This window comes from Acidovorax delafieldii (assembly GCF_007993815.1).
Taxonomy (GTDB): domain Bacteria; phylum Pseudomonadota; class Gammaproteobacteria; order Burkholderiales; family Burkholderiaceae_C; genus Acidovorax; species Acidovorax delafieldii.
The window spans coordinates 19,284-37,334 of the sequence record NZ_VJWE01000015.1 but is presented as its reverse complement, the minus strand read 5'-3'; the positions used below and the strand labels follow the sequence as shown (position 1 = coordinate 37,334).

At 59.5% G+C, this 18,051-nt stretch carries 17 protein-coding genes; 9 read left to right on the top strand and 8 right to left on the bottom strand.

What is annotated here, in order from left to right; genetic code table 11:
- Window positions 1–8: 8 nt before the first annotated feature.
- Window positions 9–1,136: a CaiB/BaiF CoA transferase family protein gene (locus ATF69_RS16095; protein WP_146871606.1), complete on the bottom strand. Its 1,128-nt coding sequence runs from the start codon at window positions 1,134–1,136 to the stop codon at window positions 9–11.
- Between the two features lie 13 nt (window positions 1,137–1,149).
- Window positions 1,150–2,493 carry a hypothetical protein gene (locus ATF69_RS16090; protein ID WP_244303744.1) on the bottom strand — a complete coding sequence of 448 codons (1,344 nt, stop codon included), beginning with the start codon at window positions 2,491–2,493 and terminating at the stop codon, window positions 1,150–1,152.
- A 252-nt stretch (window positions 2,494–2,745) separates the two neighbouring features.
- Here ATF69_RS16090 and ATF69_RS16085 point away from each other — a divergent pair, with 252 nt between their 5' ends.
- The 5 genes from ATF69_RS16085 to ATF69_RS16065 are packed head-to-tail and all read left to right on the top strand — an operon-like array spanning window position 2,746 to window position 8,190.
- On the top strand, window positions 2,746–3,717 hold the full coding sequence (locus ATF69_RS16085) for a Bug family tripartite tricarboxylate transporter substrate binding protein (protein WP_146871605.1): 972 nt from the start codon (window positions 2,746–2,748) through the stop codon (window positions 3,715–3,717).
- An 11-nt stretch (window positions 3,718–3,728) separates the two neighbouring features.
- Window positions 3,729–5,468, top strand: coding sequence for an FAD-dependent oxidoreductase (locus tag ATF69_RS16080; RefSeq protein WP_146871604.1), 1,740 nt, complete (start codon window positions 3,729–3,731; stop codon window positions 5,466–5,468).
- The gene (locus ATF69_RS16075) at window positions 5,465–5,818 is read left to right on the top strand and encodes an NIPSNAP family protein (protein WP_146871603.1); all 354 of its coding nucleotides are present in this window, start codon (window positions 5,465–5,467) and stop codon (window positions 5,816–5,818) included. Before ATF69_RS16080 ends, ATF69_RS16075 begins: the two co-directional genes overlap by 4 nt.
- 45 nt (window positions 5,819–5,863) lie before the next feature.
- Window positions 5,864–6,826 carry a Bug family tripartite tricarboxylate transporter substrate binding protein gene (locus ATF69_RS16070; protein ID WP_146871602.1) on the top strand — a complete coding sequence of 321 codons (963 nt, stop codon included), beginning with the start codon at window positions 5,864–5,866 and terminating at the stop codon, window positions 6,824–6,826.
- Window positions 6,823–8,190, top strand: coding sequence for an MmgE/PrpD family protein (locus ATF69_RS16065; RefSeq protein ID WP_146871601.1), 1,368 nt, complete (start codon window positions 6,823–6,825; stop codon window positions 8,188–8,190). Before ATF69_RS16070 ends, ATF69_RS16065 begins: the two co-directional genes overlap by 4 nt.
- Before the next feature lie 92 nt (window positions 8,191–8,282).
- Here the strand turns inward: ATF69_RS16065 and ATF69_RS16060 are convergent, their stop codons facing one another.
- From ATF69_RS16060 to ATF69_RS16035, 6 genes are all read right to left on the bottom strand, one after another.
- A complete protein-coding gene (locus ATF69_RS16060; protein WP_146871600.1) occupies window positions 8,283–9,440 on the bottom strand; it encodes an acyl-CoA dehydrogenase family protein in 1,158 nt (385 codons plus the stop codon).
- Window positions 9,441–9,461: 21 nt separating this feature from the next.
- Window positions 9,462–9,935 carry a MaoC/PaaZ C-terminal domain-containing protein gene (locus ATF69_RS16055; protein WP_146871599.1) on the bottom strand — a complete coding sequence of 158 codons (474 nt, stop codon included), beginning with the start codon at window positions 9,933–9,935 and terminating at the stop codon, window positions 9,462–9,464.
- A gap of 20 nt (window positions 9,936–9,955) precedes the next feature.
- Window positions 9,956–10,387, bottom strand: coding sequence for a Zn-ribbon domain-containing OB-fold protein (locus tag ATF69_RS16050; protein ID WP_146871598.1), 432 nt, complete (start codon window positions 10,385–10,387; stop codon window positions 9,956–9,958).
- On the bottom strand, window positions 10,384–11,577 hold the full coding sequence (locus ATF69_RS16045) for a thiolase family protein (protein ID WP_146871597.1): 1,194 nt from the start codon (window positions 11,575–11,577) through the stop codon (window positions 10,384–10,386). The genes ATF69_RS16050 and ATF69_RS16045 overlap by 4 nt, the downstream gene beginning before the upstream one ends.
- Entirely contained in the window at window positions 11,574–12,866 is a 1,293-nt protein-coding gene (locus ATF69_RS16040) for a CaiB/BaiF CoA transferase family protein (protein ID WP_146871596.1), read from the bottom strand. The genes ATF69_RS16045 and ATF69_RS16040 overlap by 4 nt, the downstream gene beginning before the upstream one ends.
- 236 nt (window positions 12,867–13,102) lie before the next feature.
- Window positions 13,103–13,924 carry a FadR/GntR family transcriptional regulator gene (locus ATF69_RS16035; RefSeq protein ID WP_146871595.1) on the bottom strand — a complete coding sequence of 274 codons (822 nt, stop codon included), beginning with the start codon at window positions 13,922–13,924 and terminating at the stop codon, window positions 13,103–13,105.
- A 637-nt stretch (window positions 13,925–14,561) separates the two neighbouring features.
- Between ATF69_RS16035 and ATF69_RS16030 the strand changes: the two genes are divergently transcribed.
- The 4 genes from ATF69_RS16030 to ATF69_RS16015 all read left to right on the top strand — a co-directional run bounded on the left by ATF69_RS16030 (window position 14,562) and on the right by ATF69_RS16015 (window position 18,050).
- Window positions 14,562–15,458, top strand: coding sequence for a LysR family transcriptional regulator (locus ATF69_RS16030; protein ID WP_146871594.1), 897 nt, complete (start codon window positions 14,562–14,564; stop codon window positions 15,456–15,458).
- Between the two features lie 100 nt (window positions 15,459–15,558).
- Entirely contained in the window at window positions 15,559–16,542 is a 984-nt protein-coding gene (locus ATF69_RS16025; RefSeq protein WP_146871593.1) for a Bug family tripartite tricarboxylate transporter substrate binding protein, read from the top strand.
- Between the two features lie 37 nt (window positions 16,543–16,579).
- A complete protein-coding gene (locus ATF69_RS16020; protein ID WP_146871592.1) occupies window positions 16,580–17,716 on the top strand; it encodes an NAD(P)/FAD-dependent oxidoreductase in 1,137 nt (378 codons plus the stop codon).
- Entirely contained in the window at window positions 17,706–18,050 is a 345-nt protein-coding gene (locus ATF69_RS16015) for a (2Fe-2S)-binding protein (RefSeq protein ID WP_146871591.1), read from the top strand. Before ATF69_RS16020 ends, ATF69_RS16015 begins: the two co-directional genes overlap by 11 nt.
- Window position 18,051: the final 1 nt, after the last annotated feature.

Here is an 18,051-nt window from a genome sequence, read left to right as displayed (position 1 = left end):
GCTCACTTTCATTGCTGGTTGGGAGAATCTTTGAGCCAGCTTGCCAATACGCTAGCGACATCAACGGGCGGGACACCGGCGGAGCACTGAATGCGTCCAGGCGTGCGCGAGAAGCGCGGTGCTGGCGCGATGTGCGTTACACCATCGACGCTCGTAAAACTTTTGCGCGACTGGATGTGGGGATGCTGCTGAGCTTCCTCCAGCGTCAGAACGGGGGCAAAGCAACTATCGCTACCCTCTATTCGCAAGCACCACTCTGCCAGGGTACGCTGGCGAAATGCAGCGGCGATGGCGTCACGTAGGAGGTGCCAACGAGCACGGTCCTTTTGGGCGTCCCGTAAGGTATCGGGCAAATCCAATTGTTGACACAGCAGGGCAAAAAACTGGGGCTCAATAGGCCCGACAGCTACATGCCTTTTGTCGGCAGTCTCGTACGTTGTGTAGTAAGGCGCGCCACCATCCAGCATGTTGCTATACCGCTGGTCGCGGTATAGGTCCCGCAATCGGTGAGACAGGTTATTGTTCAGCATAGAGAGCACACCATCGCAGATGGCGGCATCCACCACTTGGCCCTCCCCCGTAGCGCGAGCGTGCAGCAGCGCCGCGAGCAGACCCGTCACCAAGTACAGACTGCCTCCGCCATAGTCACCCACCAGGTTCAACGGCGGCACGGGACCTCTGTCTGCCTCGCCGATGGTGGCTAGTGCACCTGCGACTGCGATGTAGTTGATGTCATGGCCAGCCACCTGTGCGAGCGGCCCATCTTGTCCCCAACCAGTCATCCGGCCGTAGACCAAGCGGGGGTTGCGCTGTGCAACCAATTTTGGGCCGAGTCCAAGCCGCTCCATGACCCCGGGCCTGAAACCCTCCACCAACGCGTCTGCCTTTTCGAGCAACTGCAGTACTTGCTCAACGGCCTCGGGCCGCTTCAGGTCCAGCAGGATGGTCCGGCGTCCCCGTCCCACAATGTCCAAAGGACTCATCGGCGGCGCATCCGGACGATCAATGCGCACCACTTCCGCTCCCATGTCTGACAAGAGCATGCAGGCGAAGGGCCCTGGTCCCAGACCCGCAAACTCGACAATTCGCAATCCGACCAACGGACCTTCGCGTGTGGGTGAGGAGTTTTTTTCCACGTGTTTCTCCAGTTCAGTTCCCTATGGCGCGAGCGACCAACCCCAAAACGCTGGCGGAGCTACCAAGTGCTAGCAAGACAAAAACAGCATTCGCCCGGAGGCTTATCACGATTACGGGAATTCCTGACCAGCGACTTGCGAGCGCACTGACTACCGAGAAGGGCGTAACAATGATCGCAAGGCCCCAGCCAATGAGTACTGCGCTGATGTGCACCAACACTGGCAAGCCCAACAGGGCAGGTCCCAAGCTGGCGCCAACGATGACGGAACTCAGCATGGGATGCATCGCGCTGGCCGACATCAGCACAATGGCCGAAGACACAGTCAGGCAGGCCAGGGCTGGAGAACCTGCGACTGAGGCGCCCACGGCAGCGGTCCATTCGGGAGGGATGGCGTTGCCAATTACAGTCCCTGCGCAGCCCGAGGCAAGGAAAATCATGACTTCTCCCGCCATTCCTCTGAAGCTGGACATGTCCTGCCCGAGTTGGATAGTCGCCGCGTGGATGCCGCCAAGGCCACCGCCTTGCAATCGAGCATTCAGTAGCCACGCGGCGGCGGGGGCTATGGAAATGATCACTGCGGAGATTGGCATTGCCAGCCATCGGCTTGTCACGACCATGAGCGACACAAAACCGAGCATGGCCAGCAGCACTGGCCAGCCACTGCGCACAAGCTCGCCCACATTCACAACAGATGGATCGGCGGAAACGCCGCTCCTCGAAATGGCGAATCTGTCCAGCACGACGCCAAGCACGATGAACATCGTAGTGATACCCAGCGCTACCGGTAGCACCCCTGCCCAGCTCGCTCCCTCGTACATGGCCAGCACGATGCTCATATTGCTATACATCGGGCTCCAAAGGCTTAGGGCTGCGTAGCCGCGAGTCACGGCAGAGAAGGCGGCAATTTTCTCGGAGTCAGCCAGGTCTTTCTGCTGAGCTGCCGACTCCATCATCATCGAGATGCCTGCGAGCCCTAGTAGGCCGCCAAAGAACTGGCTCGCCATGCTGAGCACGCCGTACCTTTGACTGGGATGCACGTGATACAGGCGCTGAAGAAGGATGCGTACTTGTGGCACCCGGGAGGCGGAGCGCGAAAGCAGGTTGATTGTCACCAAGAGCGAAGCAATCAGCGCACCGATGCGAACTCCGCGCTCCAACGTGGCGATGGGTGAGGAAAGCAGTGGCAGCAGCACAACTGTCACGGCTACAAGCACCACTGAAGTGCGGCGAAGAGGCCGTGCGACGTGACCCAAATGACGGAACAAAAAGCACAGCGTCACAAATGCCACTCCGGCGACCAGCCCAGGGTTGCGAAACAAGAGATCCGCCAGCGTCAGAGCTGGAATGGCACCCATCACAGCAATGTCGATTGACGGGGGCCGCGCGGTCGTCATGGTCGATACCGCTAGTTTCGTTTGAGGCTGAGGAGATGAGTCTGGCAGCTTGTCCATCGTAAATCTGTCCCATGCGAGAGGCTTTTGTGGCTTTCGCCCAAGGGTTTTCATGCGGCTTGGAGACTGGATATACCTACTATACAATGAATGGATCAACCATTGACAATTGCTGCTCAGGCAGAGCGGCACCAACACTACCAGGAGACAAAAGAGATGAAGATGAGCAAAAGAGCACTGATCGTGGCTTTGGCCGCTTTGAGCACAAGTCTGGCCGGCGCGCAAACCGACAGCTTCCCGTCGCGCCCCATCACCATTGTTGTGCCTTATCCGGCAGGTGGGACCAGCGATGGGCAAGTGCGCATGGTTCAGGAACGGTTGAGCAAGCTTCTCGGCCAGCCGATCGTGGTGGAGAACAAAGCCGGGGCTTCGGGGGCGATTGCTGCACAGTACGTCGCGCGCTCAAAAGCAGACGGCTACACCTTGCTATACCCCAATTCTGGCGTGCTGCTGGCGCCGTTACTGAGTGACAAGGCCGGCTACGACGCACTGAAAGATTTCAAGCCCATCAGCATCATGACGTCAGTTCCCATGGTGCTGGTAACAAACAAGTCCATTACCGCCAACAGCGTGGCCGACTTCATCCAGTACGCACGCAGCCAACCTAACGGTATCCAATATGCGTCGGCAGGCCCTGCGTCGTTTGGTCACATCGCATCCGCGAGATTTGCGCAAATGGCCGGCATGAAGGTCGAGCATGTACCTTACCGCGGGGAAGCCAACACCACATTGGCTATTCGCTCAGGTGAAGTACAAATGCTGCTCACAACACCTTCGTCAGCGATGCTGGGCCAGATTCAGCAGGGCAACATCAAGCTGTTGGGTGTGGCAACTCCAAACCCCTCGCCGCTGCTCCCCGGTGCGCCGACACTCAACAAGACGGTCGCAGGCTTTACCTCAGAAATCTGGTTCGGGCTCCTGGCTCCTGCAGGCACTCCGGATGACGTGGTTGCCAAGATCAGTTCGGCTGTCAAGACGGTGATGGCCGATGATTCCATTCGCGAAAAACTGCAGCCTACTGGCGCGTTGCCTCAGACGTCCACTCCTAACGAGTTTGCAAAGGTGATGAGGGACGAGACCGCTCAGTTGCGTGAAGTCGTCAGCAAGTACGGCATCAAGGCTGAGTAAGGGAGGCCCTCATGAAAAACGAGTACGACCTGATCATTGCAGGCTCCGGCGCTGCAGGGTTGGCTTGCGCCATTACAGCAAAGAAGCGCGGGCTGGATGTAGTGGTGCTGGAAAAGGAGCCCGTCTTTGGTGGTACGACGGCCTTATCCGGTGGCGTGTTGTGGATTCCGCTCAACCACCATGGCCGCAAGCAGAACGCCAGTGATTCCGTAAGAGCAGTGCAGACCTACATGCAGTCCGAAACTGGAAAGTTTTATGACGAAGAGGCTGTGAAATGCTTCATTGAGAACGGTCCAAAGATGGTGGAGTTCTTCGAGCAGAACACCGCCATGCAGTTCATCCCTACGCTCTACCCGGACTACCACCCTGATGCTCCTGGAGGTGTCGATATCGGACGGTCCATTTTGGCAGCTCCTTACGACATTCGGGAACTGGGCAAGGATATGGACCGGCTCAAGCCCCCGCTGAAAACGATCACGTTCATGGGGATGATGTTCAACTCATCCAACGCAGATCTCAAGCACTTCTTTCGCGTGACCAAATCCTTGACTTCGTTCTTTTATGTCGCCAAGCGTCTGGCCAATCACATGAAAGAACTCGCGTTGTATCGCCGTGCTGTGCAGGTCACCAGTGGTAACGCACTTGCCGCCCGGCTGGCCAAGTCAGCACTTGATCTTGGAATTCCCATCCTCACCGAGACGCCGGTACGGAATGTTTTGGTCGAGAGCGGGCGTGTAGTTGGTGTGCTTGCAACTCGTCTGGGCATCGACCAACGCATCACTGCGAGACATGGTGTGGTGCTCGCTACAGGCGGCTTTCCGCACGATGTCCAGCGGATCGCCAAGGCCTATCCCCATGTCGATCGAGGGCACCAGCATCTTTCACCAACGCCCAAGAGCAATACAGGGGATGGTCCCAATATGGCTGAGGCTGTCGGCGGTGTGGTGGATATCCGCTTTCAGGAGCCCGCAGCCTGGATGCCCGTGACACGGGTGGACTTTGGCAAGGGGGAGATTGGCGTCTTCCCGCACCTGCTGGATCGCTACAAGCCAGGTGTGATTGGGGTGCTCTCGAATGGCCGCCGGTTCACCAACGAATCCAATTCCTATCACGACGTCGGCGCGGCGATGGCAAAGGCTTGCGCGAGCATGAAGGAGACTGCTATGTGGCTCGTCTGCGACAAGTCAACCCTTTCCAAGTATGGCTTGGGCTATGTGAAGCCTGCTCCTATGCCGATCGGTAGTTTTGTGCGCAATGGTTATCTCATCAAAGGTCGCACCCTTGCAGATCTCGCAAAACGCGCTGGTATCGACGCCACTAACCTTGAGCGAACCGTACGCGAGTACAACAAAGACGCAGTTAACGGAGATGATCCTGCCTTCGGACGGGGGACTACCAGTTTCAATCGCTACCTTGCCGATCCAGATCGCGAACCCAACCCTTGTGTTGCGCCCATTGAGCAAGGACCATTTTTTGCCGTGAAGGTGGTGATGGGCGACCTCGGAACATTTGATGGCATCGCAACTAGCGTTGTCGGGGAAGTTCTGCGTCGCGATGGCACTCCGATTGCAGGCCTCTACGCGGTGGGCAATGATCGAGCCAGCATCATGGGTGGAAACTATCCAGGAGCGGGTATCACCCACGGCCCCAATATGACCTTTGGGTATGTCACTGCGAACCACATTGCCGATGCGGCAATACGCGCGACAACGCCAGAACCGTCGATTACCGGGGAACGGGGACACGCATGACAGCCCATTTATCTCAACTTGATCTTCCGTTGGTGGATCACCGTGTTTACACCATCGCGCTGAGAAAGATGCCTGAGTTTCTTGATGTGTTTCAGCGTCTTGCAATTCCGGTGTTGATGGAAACGTTAGGGCATCCGCTGGGTTTCTACACCAGCTTCGTAGGTCCTCAAAACCAGTTTGTCCACCTGTGGGGCTACACCGACTTGGCTGACTATGAGCGGCGGAGCCGCGCGCGCGACAACCATCCTGCCTTCGGGAACTACCTTGCCGCGTCTGGTCACCTCATCACGTCGCAAGAAACGCGACTGATCCGCACTGCCCCCGTGAATCTTGCCCCTTTCCCCCAGTAAGCCGCAGACCCGAAGGGCTGCGATTGACCAAATTAGGAGACAAATATGAAGTTGAATAAATGCGCCCTCTCCCTCACACTCGCGTTTGCATGCGCTGGTGTGCAGGCTGAAGCACAGTACCCAAGCCAAGCAGTACGGCTGATTGTTCCCTTCCCTCCTGGGTCCAGTTCCGACGTGACGGCGCGTGCAGTGGCGCAGAAAATTGCAGGCCCGCTGGGCCAGCCGGTGGTGGTAGAAAACCGACCAGGCGCCATGGGGGGTATTGGCATGCAAGCTGTAGCACGCAGCAAACCCGATGGGCACACATTGGTGGTGGGAACTGTCTCGACCACGGTCGTGCCTCCCATCATCTCGAAGAGTGTCCCCGTTGATTTGTTCAAGGATTTCACGCCTGTCGCTACGATGGCTAACACACCGTTGTTACTCACAGTGCCTCAGGATTCACCTTTCGGGAGCGTCGCCGACTTGGTGGCTGCTGCCAAGAAAACCCCCAAATCACTGACTTATGGAAGTTCAGCGGGCCTTTACAGGATCGCTATGGAAGCTGTGAACAGCAGTGCCGGAATCGACCTGCTCGGTGTTCCCTTCACCAGTCCTCCTCAAGCACTCACAGAGTTGCTGGCTGGTCGGCTTACCGTCAATCCCGATGCTTTGGGGGCCGTAGGACCGATGCTTCAAGCTAAGCGCGTTCGCGCGCTTGCCGTGCTGGGCTCCAACAGGACGCCCAGCCTACCCGATGTGCCAACCATGCAGGAGCTAGGCTTCAAGGGCTTTGCGTTCAACGGCTGGCTTGGTGTGTTGGCTCCGGCAGGAACACCCCAGCCAGTGATTGAGCGACTGCATAAGGAAATTGCCAAAGCCGTTGCTACCCCAGATATTCAAGCTCTATACACTCGCCTGGGCATGGAGGCAACGGTGCTGTCGCCGCAGGCCTACGGCGAAGAGATGCGCAAGGACGCCGCCAAATACAAGGCCGTCGCACAACAGGCTGGGATAGAAAAAGAATGAACACAGCCCCCAACTCCACCTTGTGGCAGATCGCGCAGCAGGCGCGCTCTATGTCTGGCGCCCACCTCCCCGAGTCGGTCCGACAGCAAGCGAGACTTTGCATCCTGGATACGATCGGGTGCATATTGGCTGGCAGTCGTACCGAGGAGGCGCAGTTGGTACTCGCGTGCGAGCCAGAGTCAGGCGATCAAATCGCCACCGTGTTTGGCACTGCGCACCGTCGCGGGCTGCGTGCAGCCATGCGTATCAACGGTTATCTGGGCGATGTCCTCGAACTGAACGATCTCATAGGCGGCCACGCCAGTATCGGCAATGTCTCAGCGGCGCTGGCCCTTGGCGAGTCGCAGGGGAGCAGTGGCGCGCTCTTGCTAGAAGCAGTCGTGCGTGGCATCGAGGTGACCACACGAGTGTACGAGTCTGTATACCCCTCACTGCGTCGGTACACCGACGCAGGCCTGGTACCTGTGGGCATACCGGCTTCTTTCGGCTCAGCTGCCGCAGCCGCTCATCTGCTCACACTAGACGGAGAGCAGACGCTACATGCTATGGCGATTGCCGGTAGCCTCGCCGGCTGGTGCCCTGCCGAAGTGATCTTTGGCCACGGAGGGTCGGTCAAACCGATGCTGTTTGGCGCCCAGCCTGCGGATGCGGGCGTGACCGCTGCGCAGTATGCGAAGGCGGGCATGACGGGCCCCGTGCACTTGCTGGACAGCAAGGTCGGATACTTCGCCACGGCCTCTACGGAAGGTCGCTTCGATGCAGCGGCATGGAGCAACCGATGGGCGCTGGAGCAACCGCGACGCAAGCTGCACGCATGCTGCGGTTACCTGCATTCCGCTGCGGATGCGCTGGGCAAACTGCGCCAGCGCACCGGCGCGGCATTGCAGGATGCGCGCGTCGAGGTGCGCGTCCCCACCTACGTAGCCGACGTAGTAAGCAAAGACCGCCTGCCGGACTCTCCCAATGACGCCCGCTTTCACTTGCAGTACTGCCTGGCGCTGGTGGCCTGTGGCGCCGACGTGATCCTGCCGGAGCACAGCATCGCCCTGTCCGACCAACTCCGACGCTCCGAGGTGCTGGCGGCGATGCAAGGGATCACCGTGGTGCCAGACACTGCACTCACTCACTATCACCAATGCCGTATCGCGGTGACCGACGCCAGCGGTCAGACCACTGTGCAACCAGGGACAGCCCCGCGCGGTTCGCCGCAGGAGCCCCTGAGTGATAGTGAGGTAGTTGCGAAGTTCCACGCGCTTGCCGATCCGGTACTGGGGCGCCCTCGTGCCAAGCTATTCGCGCAACAGGCTTTGTCATTGGAAGCAGTGGACGACGTGCGCATGTGGATCGCAATGCTTCGCACCTGAAAGCGGCAAACCAACCGCGCAAAGCGGTGACGCAAAACATAAGGGCCCACCGGTTTTTCGGCAGGCCCTTTTCTTATGGGCGTTCGCCCGTATTACAGGTCCATCTGCTTGGCAATGATGTTGCGCTGGATTTCGCTGGTGCCACCGCCGATGGGGCCCACGCGCGAGTCGCGGAAGAACATCTGCATATCGTACTCGTTAGAGTAGCCGGCACCGCCCATGATCTGCATGCCGATGTCGGCGCACTTGAAGTTGTTCTCGGTGGCGACGATCTTGGCGATCGATGCCTCCTGCACCACCGGGAAGCCGCTGTCCAGCAGGTCGGCCACACGGTAGGTCATCTGCCGCGCCGTCTCGGACATGATCATCATGTCGGCCAGCTTGTGCTGGATTACCTGGAACTGAGAGATCGGCTTGCCAAACTGAATACGGTCACGGGCATAGTCACGCGCGTATTCGGTGATCTTAAAGCAGTGTCCCGAGGAGATCGCGGCCAAGCCGAGGCGCTCCAGACCCAGGGCTTTCATGATGTTTTTCCAGGCTTGTCCTTCGCCTCCGAACAGGTTCCCCGCTGGCACACGGACATTGTCGAAGAATACTTCGTTGGCATGGGTGGTGCGGCGGCCAAGCATTGAAAGCGGGCGGATCGTCACGCCAGGCGTCTTGGTCGGCACCAGGATGGTGCTGATCCCGTTGTGGCGGGCCTGCGTATCCGTCTTCACGATGGCCACGATGTAGTCGGCGACGTGGGCGCAGGTAATCCACACCTTGCTTCCGTTGATGACATAGTCGTCGCCATCGCGGACTGCGGACGTCTTGATCCCTGCAACGTCGGAGCCGGTGCCAGGCTCCGACATGCCCAATGCCAGTTTGGCCTGGCCGCTGATGATCTTAGGAATGATCTCCTGCTTCAGCTCTGGCGAGCCAAACTTCGCCACGTGCATGCCAGCATAGATCGCCGAAGTGGTCACAGCCTGGGCGATACCGGTGTAGTAGTAACCCAGCGTTTCCAGGAACACCGCGATGTCCTTGTAGGTGCCGCCCATTCCACCAAGTTCTTCGGGATAGAACAGGCCCAGATAGCCGGCTTCGGCCAGCGCGTTGTAGGCCTCATGCGGAAACTCGCGCGCCTCGTCCATCTTGCGCACCTTCTCCCAGGGAAGGTGGCGCGACAACAGGTCGAGCACGCCCTCGCGCATCATGCGTTGGTCTTCGGTCAGGCCGGCGGTATTGATCAGTGATTGCGACATGGTTACTCCGTGGAAACAGGTTCAGGGCTTGTTCTTCATGGCCTCGCGGCCCGCAATAGTGAGGACCATTGTGGTCATGAGTCCGGTCTGCACGACGTCGTCATGCTGATTCAGAAGATCCATGCGGCGGACCAACACGCCGCGGTCAGGCTTGGAAGTAGGTCGCACGGCAACCACTGTGGCGCGCAGGCGGATGGTGTCGTTGAATAGGATGGGTTTGATAAATTTCCACTCATCAATACCCAGTGCGGCAACTGCTGTGCCGTCCAAGTAGCCGAGACTGGCGCTCAACCCCGTGGCTACTGAAAGCCCTAGCGCACCATGAGCGATGCGCTGTCCCAGCGGAGACTTGGCGCTATGCACTGCATCTGTGTGCATTGGATTGACGTCGCCAGAGATCCAGGAGAACTGGACGACATCGGTTTCGGTAATGGTGCGGGCCCGACTTTCATCGACCTGCCCGACCTCGAATTCTTCAATACATTTGCCTCGCATTTTGGTTCCTTGTTTCAGTTTCAGGACGCGACTGCTCGCGCCGCGAACAGCGGCCCGTCTTCGTATTGCAGGACGGCCATTTCCACAGCCATCCCCGGGGTCCAGGTAACGCCCGGAGCATCCAGCAGGCGGCATGCAAGCCGGATGTGGCTGTCCAGGTCGACAATGCCAACGGCATAGGGCGCCTCGGCTGCAAAGACGGCAGGTGCCGCATGGATGCGGGTCCAGGAATAGAGCGTGCCGCGCGCGGACAGCGGGCTCCAGACCACCTTGTCTGACCAGCATTGCGGGCAGATCGGCCTCGGTGGGAACGTCTGCTTGCCGCACGCCTCGCAGCAGGTGGTCTGCCAGCGGCCTTGCGCGAGGCCGTCCCAGAACGTCTTGGTAAAAGCGGAGGTACGCGGTGGATAGGCACGGCGGCCCGGCGCTGGAAGTGTGTGTATCTGCGTCATGCCATGGCCTCCAGAACGTGTACGAGGGCGGCGTTGTAGTTACCCAGTTCGCCAGTGGAAAGGCCGAAGCGCGCGTTCTTCACCTGGCGCGCGCCAGCCCGGCCGCGCAGCTGGTCGGCGAGCTCAACGTAGTTGTAGAGTGAAGTCACGTACGCCGGATGGCCCCGAGAGGTCAGGCCGCCGGACGTCGACACCGGGATGCGGCCGCCCAGGCGCGTCTCACCTTCAAAAGCTGCGCGGGCTCCATGGCCTCTGGGCACCAAGCCAATCGCCTCGCTCACCAGTACCTCGACGATCGTGCAGGGGGCGTAGAGCTCCACCACATCCAGGTCGGCGGCAGTGATACCTGCCTGCGCGTAGGCATCACGCGATGCGCGGGCGGCAGCCTCGAAGCCGATCATGTCGTTGGGCACGTCGTTGATCTGATGCGAACCATCGTGGTAGAACCCGCGGCCACGCACCAGTACATAGGGCTTTCCGAGCGATTTGGCGACTTCCTCACTCGCCAGCACCAAGCATGCGGCGCCATCTCCGCGTGGCGGCACGTCATACAGTCCCAGCGGCTCGACGATGGGGCGCTGCGCCAGCACCTCCTCCAGCGTGATCGGTTTACGGTACTGCGCCAACGGGTTCAGCGAAGCGTGGTGGCGGTTCTTCACCGCCACAGAGGCCAGTTGCTCGCGCGTAGCACCGGTCTCGTGCATGTAGCGCATGGCGTCCATCGCATACCAGGCAATGGGCGTAAAACCGGCGGAGGTGTGAAAGTCCACATCCCCCGTCGTTCGCATACTGCTCATCATGTGCTCAGAGGCTGGGACTGCGCTTTCCATGTTGATGCCCAGCGCCAGCGCCACATCTGAGCGACCCAGAAGGATCTCGTCACAGGCTTTGTCGAAGGCCAATGCCGCCGTCATGCCGTTGCCCATCACCTCCATCACACTGCCGCGGCAGGCCAGCCGCAGTTGGCCTACCAGAAACGTGTGGAAGTACTTCTGGCGCGTGTAGGGGCGCGGCAAGGTAAACACTAGGCTCTGGATGTCTTCCTTGGAGATGCCTGCGTCCTGGACCGCCTCGGCGACCAGCCGCGTCATGATCTCGTGTTCAAGGACCTGCAGCTCTTCCTCGTCAGCAGTCTGATGCCTGCCGTTGGGGATGGCGCTGGCGCCGATCAAAGCGACGCGGCGGGTCACGATGCCTCCTTTACCGCATCGGCACTTGCCACTCCAAATGCTCCCTCAGCTTGCAGCTGTGCAATGTGGTCTTCGTCGTAGCCCAGGGTTTCTCTCAGAACTGCTTGGGTGTGCTGCCCGACCGACGGCGCGGCAAAGGGTGCTACCGCCGGCGTCCGCGCCAATCGCAATGGACTGGCGATGTTGGGAATCCAGCCCTTGACCGGGTGCGGGATACGCGTGACCAGACCGCGCGAGCGCGCTTCATCCGAGGCGAGTGCTTCACCAAGTGTCCTTACTTGCCCGTGCGGCACGTTCGCAGCACGCAACAGTGGCGCCCAATGGCTCCATGGCTGCTTGGCGAAGGCCTCGTCCATGATCTGAAAGATGCGCTCACGCTGCTCAAGCCGCTTGACCCGCTGCGAGAGTACGGGATCGTGCGCAAGATCGGGCCGCTCCAGCACCTGCTCAAACAACCGCTGGAAAATCTTGTCATTGCCGCAGTTGATATAGAAAGGTTTGTCTTGCGACTGGAAGACGCCCGAAGGACATGTGTCGGGACTGACGTTGCCGTTACGCTGAGGCTCGTAACCCGTGGTCAGGTGCTGCATGGCGCCGAACCCGGTCATGAGGATGGCTGTGTCGAACAAGGCCACCTCCACCTTCTGCCCCACACCGTCCCTTGTGCGGGCCATCAACGCCAGCAAGATGGCATTGGTGGCGGACATTGCCGTCGCAACGTCCATCACTGCGGCGCCAGTGCGAACTCCTTGACGGTCTCCGTACCCGTTCATGGAGATAAAGCCGCTTTCCGCCTGTGCGATAGGGTCAAAGCCCAATCGGTCCGCGTAAGGACCTTCGCGCCCGTAGGCCGAGATGGAGCAGTAGACCAGGCGAGGATTGAGTTTGGCGCATGCTGCGTAGTCCAGCCCAAATCGATCCATCACGCCACTGGAGAAGTTCTCCACCAATACGTCGGCCTGGGCAATGAGTTCCTTCGCAATTTTGAGCCCTGCCTCGCTCTTCATGTCTAGCGCGAGGCTTTTCTTGTTGCGGTTGGCCCAGATAAAGGGACCTCCCTGGGCCGGAATGGCGGGGTCCACAGTGGGATAGTGACGAAAGTCTTCGCCCCGTTCCGGAGCTTCGATCTTGATCACGTCGGCGCCGAAGTCGGCCAGGGTCTGTGTCGACAACGGGCCCGCCACGAAATGCGTGAAGTCGATCACTCGAAGCCCTTTGAGCGCGGGCGACGCCTGAGACGGCGTGCTTTGATGGACCGGAAGGGAGTCGATGCTTTGCTGATTGAACATTGGTTATCCTATCAATGGTTCAACCATTATATTGAAGAAATGAAATTTGCCCAGCCCTTCGTATGTGCTGCTCAATTGCCAATACGGGTACTTAACGTCAAAAAGCCCCATCGACGGCTGTCGAGGGGGCTTTCATAGGGGTTACGCAAAGGGGAGCTGCTAGTGTTGCGCCAGCAGCGAGTGGCTCAGCGCTTGCACATGCTATCGGGCAATCAATTTAACTCCCGCTGCGCTAGCTACTTATTGCGCGCCCTGATCGGATTCTCGGCGTAGGCTCCTTCAGGCAGTTTTGCAGCTGTCACCGGCGCAGCTTCTTTGGCGAGGGATAGGTAGCTGCGCTGTAGGCGTTTGAGACTAGCTTCCATTTCGGCAACCGCACCCTCCGCATCCCGCGCTTCCATCATCTTGATGAAGCGTTTGCGAGAAGGCAAAACAAACGAGTTCTCGTAAGGACCGATTGTCTGTACGAAGTGGCGCAAAACAGAGAGAACGCTGTCCATGACAATCACCATGACAGGGTTCCCGGTCATGCGCGCGAGAATTCGGTGAAACTCCAAATTGGCCTCAGCGCGCTTGCCTAGATCCCCCTGCGCATTCGCCTCCTCTGCTTGCCGCACATTTTCGCGCAGGTTTTCGATGTCGTTGGGAACTGCGCGCTGGCAAGCTTCGCGGACCACGATGGATTCCAGCCAGATGCGAGCCTCGGTTAATTGGGCCGGCAGTATTGACCCACTGTGGAACATGTCCAGCAAACCGGTTGCGATTGTCTCGCCACTGGCCTCGGTGATAAAAGCTCCGCCAGTCGCACCCTTCTGAAGTCGTACCAACCCCGAATGCTCAAGCGAGCGAAGCGCCTCACGCAATGTGTTGCGGGAAACACCAAATTGCTCGGAAAGCGCCCGTTCAGAAGGCAATCGATTGCCTACGCGCAATTTACCCTCGGCCAACTGGGCGCGGATTTGCGTCGCGATTTCCTCAAATGCACGCTGTGACTTGATTGGCCTAAAGACAGGTGCTAATTCGTCAGAGGAACGTTTGTAAGATTGTGAGTCCGTCAAGGTGCTCAGAGCCAATAGTTAGATTGGCACAATGATAGGACCAAAAGCGACCGCTGCAAGACCCAATATGGTTGGATGCGTATGAACGTCCTCAGATGCACGCCCGCGGACGAAACGAGGCCGTAATCTTGCATGTAGATCGGCAGGAGTGATCCACTGCTGACGCCCTTTGTTGGAATAGCACCGACTTTTGCCTGTGCTTGAGCTCAATGTCTGGTTTCTGCGCAACAGGCTATTGAACAGAAAAGCCAGCTCGTCAGTTAAGCCTGAGGCCGGCACAACGGCGGCCCGCTTGGCAGCGATTGCTGCCACTCGCGCCCGCAATGTGGAAGCCAGCTGTAAGCCAGTCACCGGGCACTCGCGGGTTGTTCTGAGACAGTGGCCACAGAACCTGATTAGGCTGTCTGATCGGTTGATCCCGAATCGATCTCCCGGATGCGATCGATCAGTAGGCCACGGATGCCACTTCTGAACTGCCTCTTGTGCGGCAAGGTGCTGCGCTTCTGGGTTGAGCTAATTTGCTACGTCGACACGCTGGGGAAGCCAGAAATGTTGTCATTCCTCTTCCCACGATCTCAGCTTTGGCTTTGAGATTTCGCTATTTGCGATACCCAAATAACTATTTAAGGTAAACCCCATGAAGTATCGAAATGTCACCCACCGAATGGTTGAGGCCTTCCAGGCTGCGATGCTGCATAACGGAATCAGCGCCGGAGCCGATGCGCTGGGAATCACCCAGCCGGCCATGAGTCGGCTGATAGCCGATCTCCAAAGATCCATGGGTATTTTGCTGTTCGCCAAAAACGGACGCAGCATCAAGCCCACGCAAGAGGCCCATGCTTTGATGGCAAAGGTTCAGCAGTCTTTTCTGGGGCTGGAGCAAATCGTCGATTTTTCCGATCAACTGCGAAAGCAGAAGCTTGGCCAGCTCTCGATCGGCGCAATCCCTTCCATCGGGCATTCCATCCTGCCAGCCGTCATCCGCCAATTGAGAGAAAAATTTCCCGACGTCTTCATCAGCCTTCGAGTTGCTTCGTACATTGAAGTGGCTAGGCACGTCAAAACCCGGCAGGCCGATATCGGGCTCACGGCAGATACGCTCTCGCTGGGAGACCTGGAGACGGTGGCCGAGTTTCCCTCGGAATGTGTATGCATCGGCACCGAGAAGTGGCTCGATCCGAGGTCCGACCACATTCACGTCGGCGAATTCGTCAACAAACCGTTCATCGCTTCATCCGGAACGTTCCAGACGCGCCTGAATGCCTGGCTCGGTGCCAACGGGGTACAAGCCGATGCCATGATCGAAGCGTCGCTGTTCCAGTCCATCAGCGATCTCTGCCTGGAGGGGCTGGGCATTGCCGTGGTCGATCCCATGACGGCGGCAAAACACCAGAAGCGGGGCGGCGTGGCCTTGCCCCTGCGCCCTTCGATCGGCTACACGGTTTATGCCACGGCCATGAGCGACGCGAAGCTTTCAGTCCCGGCCAAGGAATTAATTCGTTTGGTCGCGGCGGCTTCATGCGCAGAAACATAACATCCATGTATGTATTGATGATCCAGCATCCATAGATATCGGCGGGATCCCTCCCTACCATGAGAACTCGATCGTTCATCATGTCCAACGGAGAGTGTCCATGTCGTATCACAACCAGCACCGGCCCCTTATGGCCGCGGCTGCTTTCATCACCCTGATTTCGCTCGGATCTGCTGCACAGGCAGAGTGGCCGGAAAAACCGATCCGCTTCATCGTGAACGCCGCGGCAGGCGGCGCTGCGGACGGCACGGCGCGGGTTCTGGCGGACGGTCTCAGCAAGCGCCTGGGGCAGCCCATCGTGATCGACAACAGGCCCGGCGCATCGGGGGCCATCGGGCTGGATGCGGTGGCCAAGGCCGCGCCGGATGGATACACGATCGGCAACTCCAATCTCGCGACCTACACCGTTACCGCGCTGACCGCGAAATCACTGCCCTACAACCCTGCCAAGAGCTTCACGCCCATCGCCAAGCAGTGGACGCAGCCCAATCTGCTGGGTGTGAACCCGGCCCTTCCCGTCAAGAGCGTTGCGGACTTGGTGAATTACGCCAAGGCCCGTCCTGGCCAGGTTTTCTACGGCTCCACGGGCAACGGCACCGCGCTGCACGTGCTCGGCGCATTGTTCGGCAACCTCTCCGAAACCCAGATCACCCACGTCCCGTACAAGAGCGCCCCGGGCGCAGAGATGGACCTGGCGGCGGGCCAGATCCAGATGATGTTTAGCAACTTCACCTCGATGGAGCCCCAGGTGAAGGCGGGCCGCATCAACGCGCTTGCTATTACGGGACCCACTCGCTCCCCCTTGCTGCCCAACGTTCCCACCATCCGGGAGGCCGGTTATCCAGGCCTGGAAATGGAAACCTGGGGCGGCGTCGTGGGCCCGGCCAATATGCCGCAGGCCATTGTTGAAAGGCTGCACCGGGAGATCAACGCCGTGCTTGCAGACCCCGAGGTCATCAAGAAGCACGAGCGGCTCGGCGCCAAGGTGGCCCCCGCCTCAATTGCCGAATACAGGCAAATGCTCAATGCAGACAGCGTGCGCTGGGGCGAGGTCGTCAAGCGCAACAACATCACGCTCGATTGAGAAAAGCTCTCTGGAGCGCACTTCCCGGGATACATCTATGTCTTCAAATGAAACTGTCGTCGTCGTCGGCGGGGGGCTGGTGGGGGCCGCCATCGCATACGGCGTGGCCAGGTCCGGCGGCCCGGTGACCCTGCTCGATCAGGGCGACGTGGCGCACCGCGCCTCGCGCGGCAACTTCGGCCTCGTCTGGCTTCAGAGCAAGGGCGCGGGGTTTCCCCGCTACGCCCGATGGAGCCGGGATGCCGTTGACCATTGGGGGCCGCTTGCCAGCGAACTCCGTGAGCTTACCGGGGTCGATGTGGATCTCCAGCAAAGCGGCGGATTCTGGATTGGCTTCAGTGAAAAAGAAGTCGTCGAGCGGGAGGCGATGCTGGCAAAAATCAATGCCGACGGCCGCACGCCCTTCGAGATGCTCGACCATCAGGCGCTCAAGGCCCGGCTGCCCGCGATCGGCCCCAAGGTGGCCGGGGGCAGTTGGTGCCCTCTGGACGGCCACGCCAACCCGCTCAAGTTGCTGTATGCGCTGCATGCGGGCATCAAGGCGCTCGGCGGCCGCATTTGTAGCGGAGTTGACGTGGGCGAGGTTCGCTCGCTCGGCGGAGGACGGGGCTTTCAGGCCAAAAGCAGCGATGGCCGCCGGTGGAGCGGCACAAAAATCGTGCTTGCCGCAGGCCTGAGCAACAACGCCCTCGCTCCCCAACTGGGCCTTCACGCGCCCGTGCTGCCCAAGCGGGGCCAGGTGCTCATCACCGAGCGGCTGAAGAAATTCCTGCCGCACCCCACCAACAAGGCGCGCCAGACCGCCGAGGGCACGGTTCAGCTCGGGTTCTCGGCGGAGGACGTGGGACTGGACGACGGGACGACGGTGGAGGCCATCGAGTCGATCGCCAAACGCTCGGTCGCCACCTTTCCCATACTGTCGTCGGCCAAGCTCGTGCGGGCATGGGGATCGCTTCGTGTGCTCACCCCCGATGGTTCGCCGGTCTATCAGGAATCGGCCCAATACCCCGGCGCATTCACCGCCACCAGCCACAGCGGAGTCTCCCTGGCAGGCTCCCATGCCTACGAAATCGCGCCATGGATCGCGGGGGTGAAACCAGCGCCGGATGGCATCGGGGAATTCGCTGGCGAGCGATTCCTGGACCCCAATAGGAAATTCAGCAATGCATACTGAAACCCAAGAAACAAAGATTTCCCTGTTTATGTCCGAAGCCGGCTCGCAGGGAAAGAAAGTCCGCATTTATTTTGACGGCCAGCCGCTGGACGTTCCGGACGATGTGAGCGTAGCGTCGGCGCTGCTCATGTCGGGCGTGCGGACATTCCGCTCGACCCCGGTTTCCGGCTCTGCGCGCGCACCCTATTGCATGATGGGCGTCTGCTTTGAGTGCCTCGTGGAAATCGACGGCCGCCCCAGCCGCCAGTCATGCCTCACGCAGGTGAGGGACGGCATGCTCATCCAGCGCCAGGAGGGCGCATCCGGGCTGAACATGCAAAGTGCGGAGAACTGAT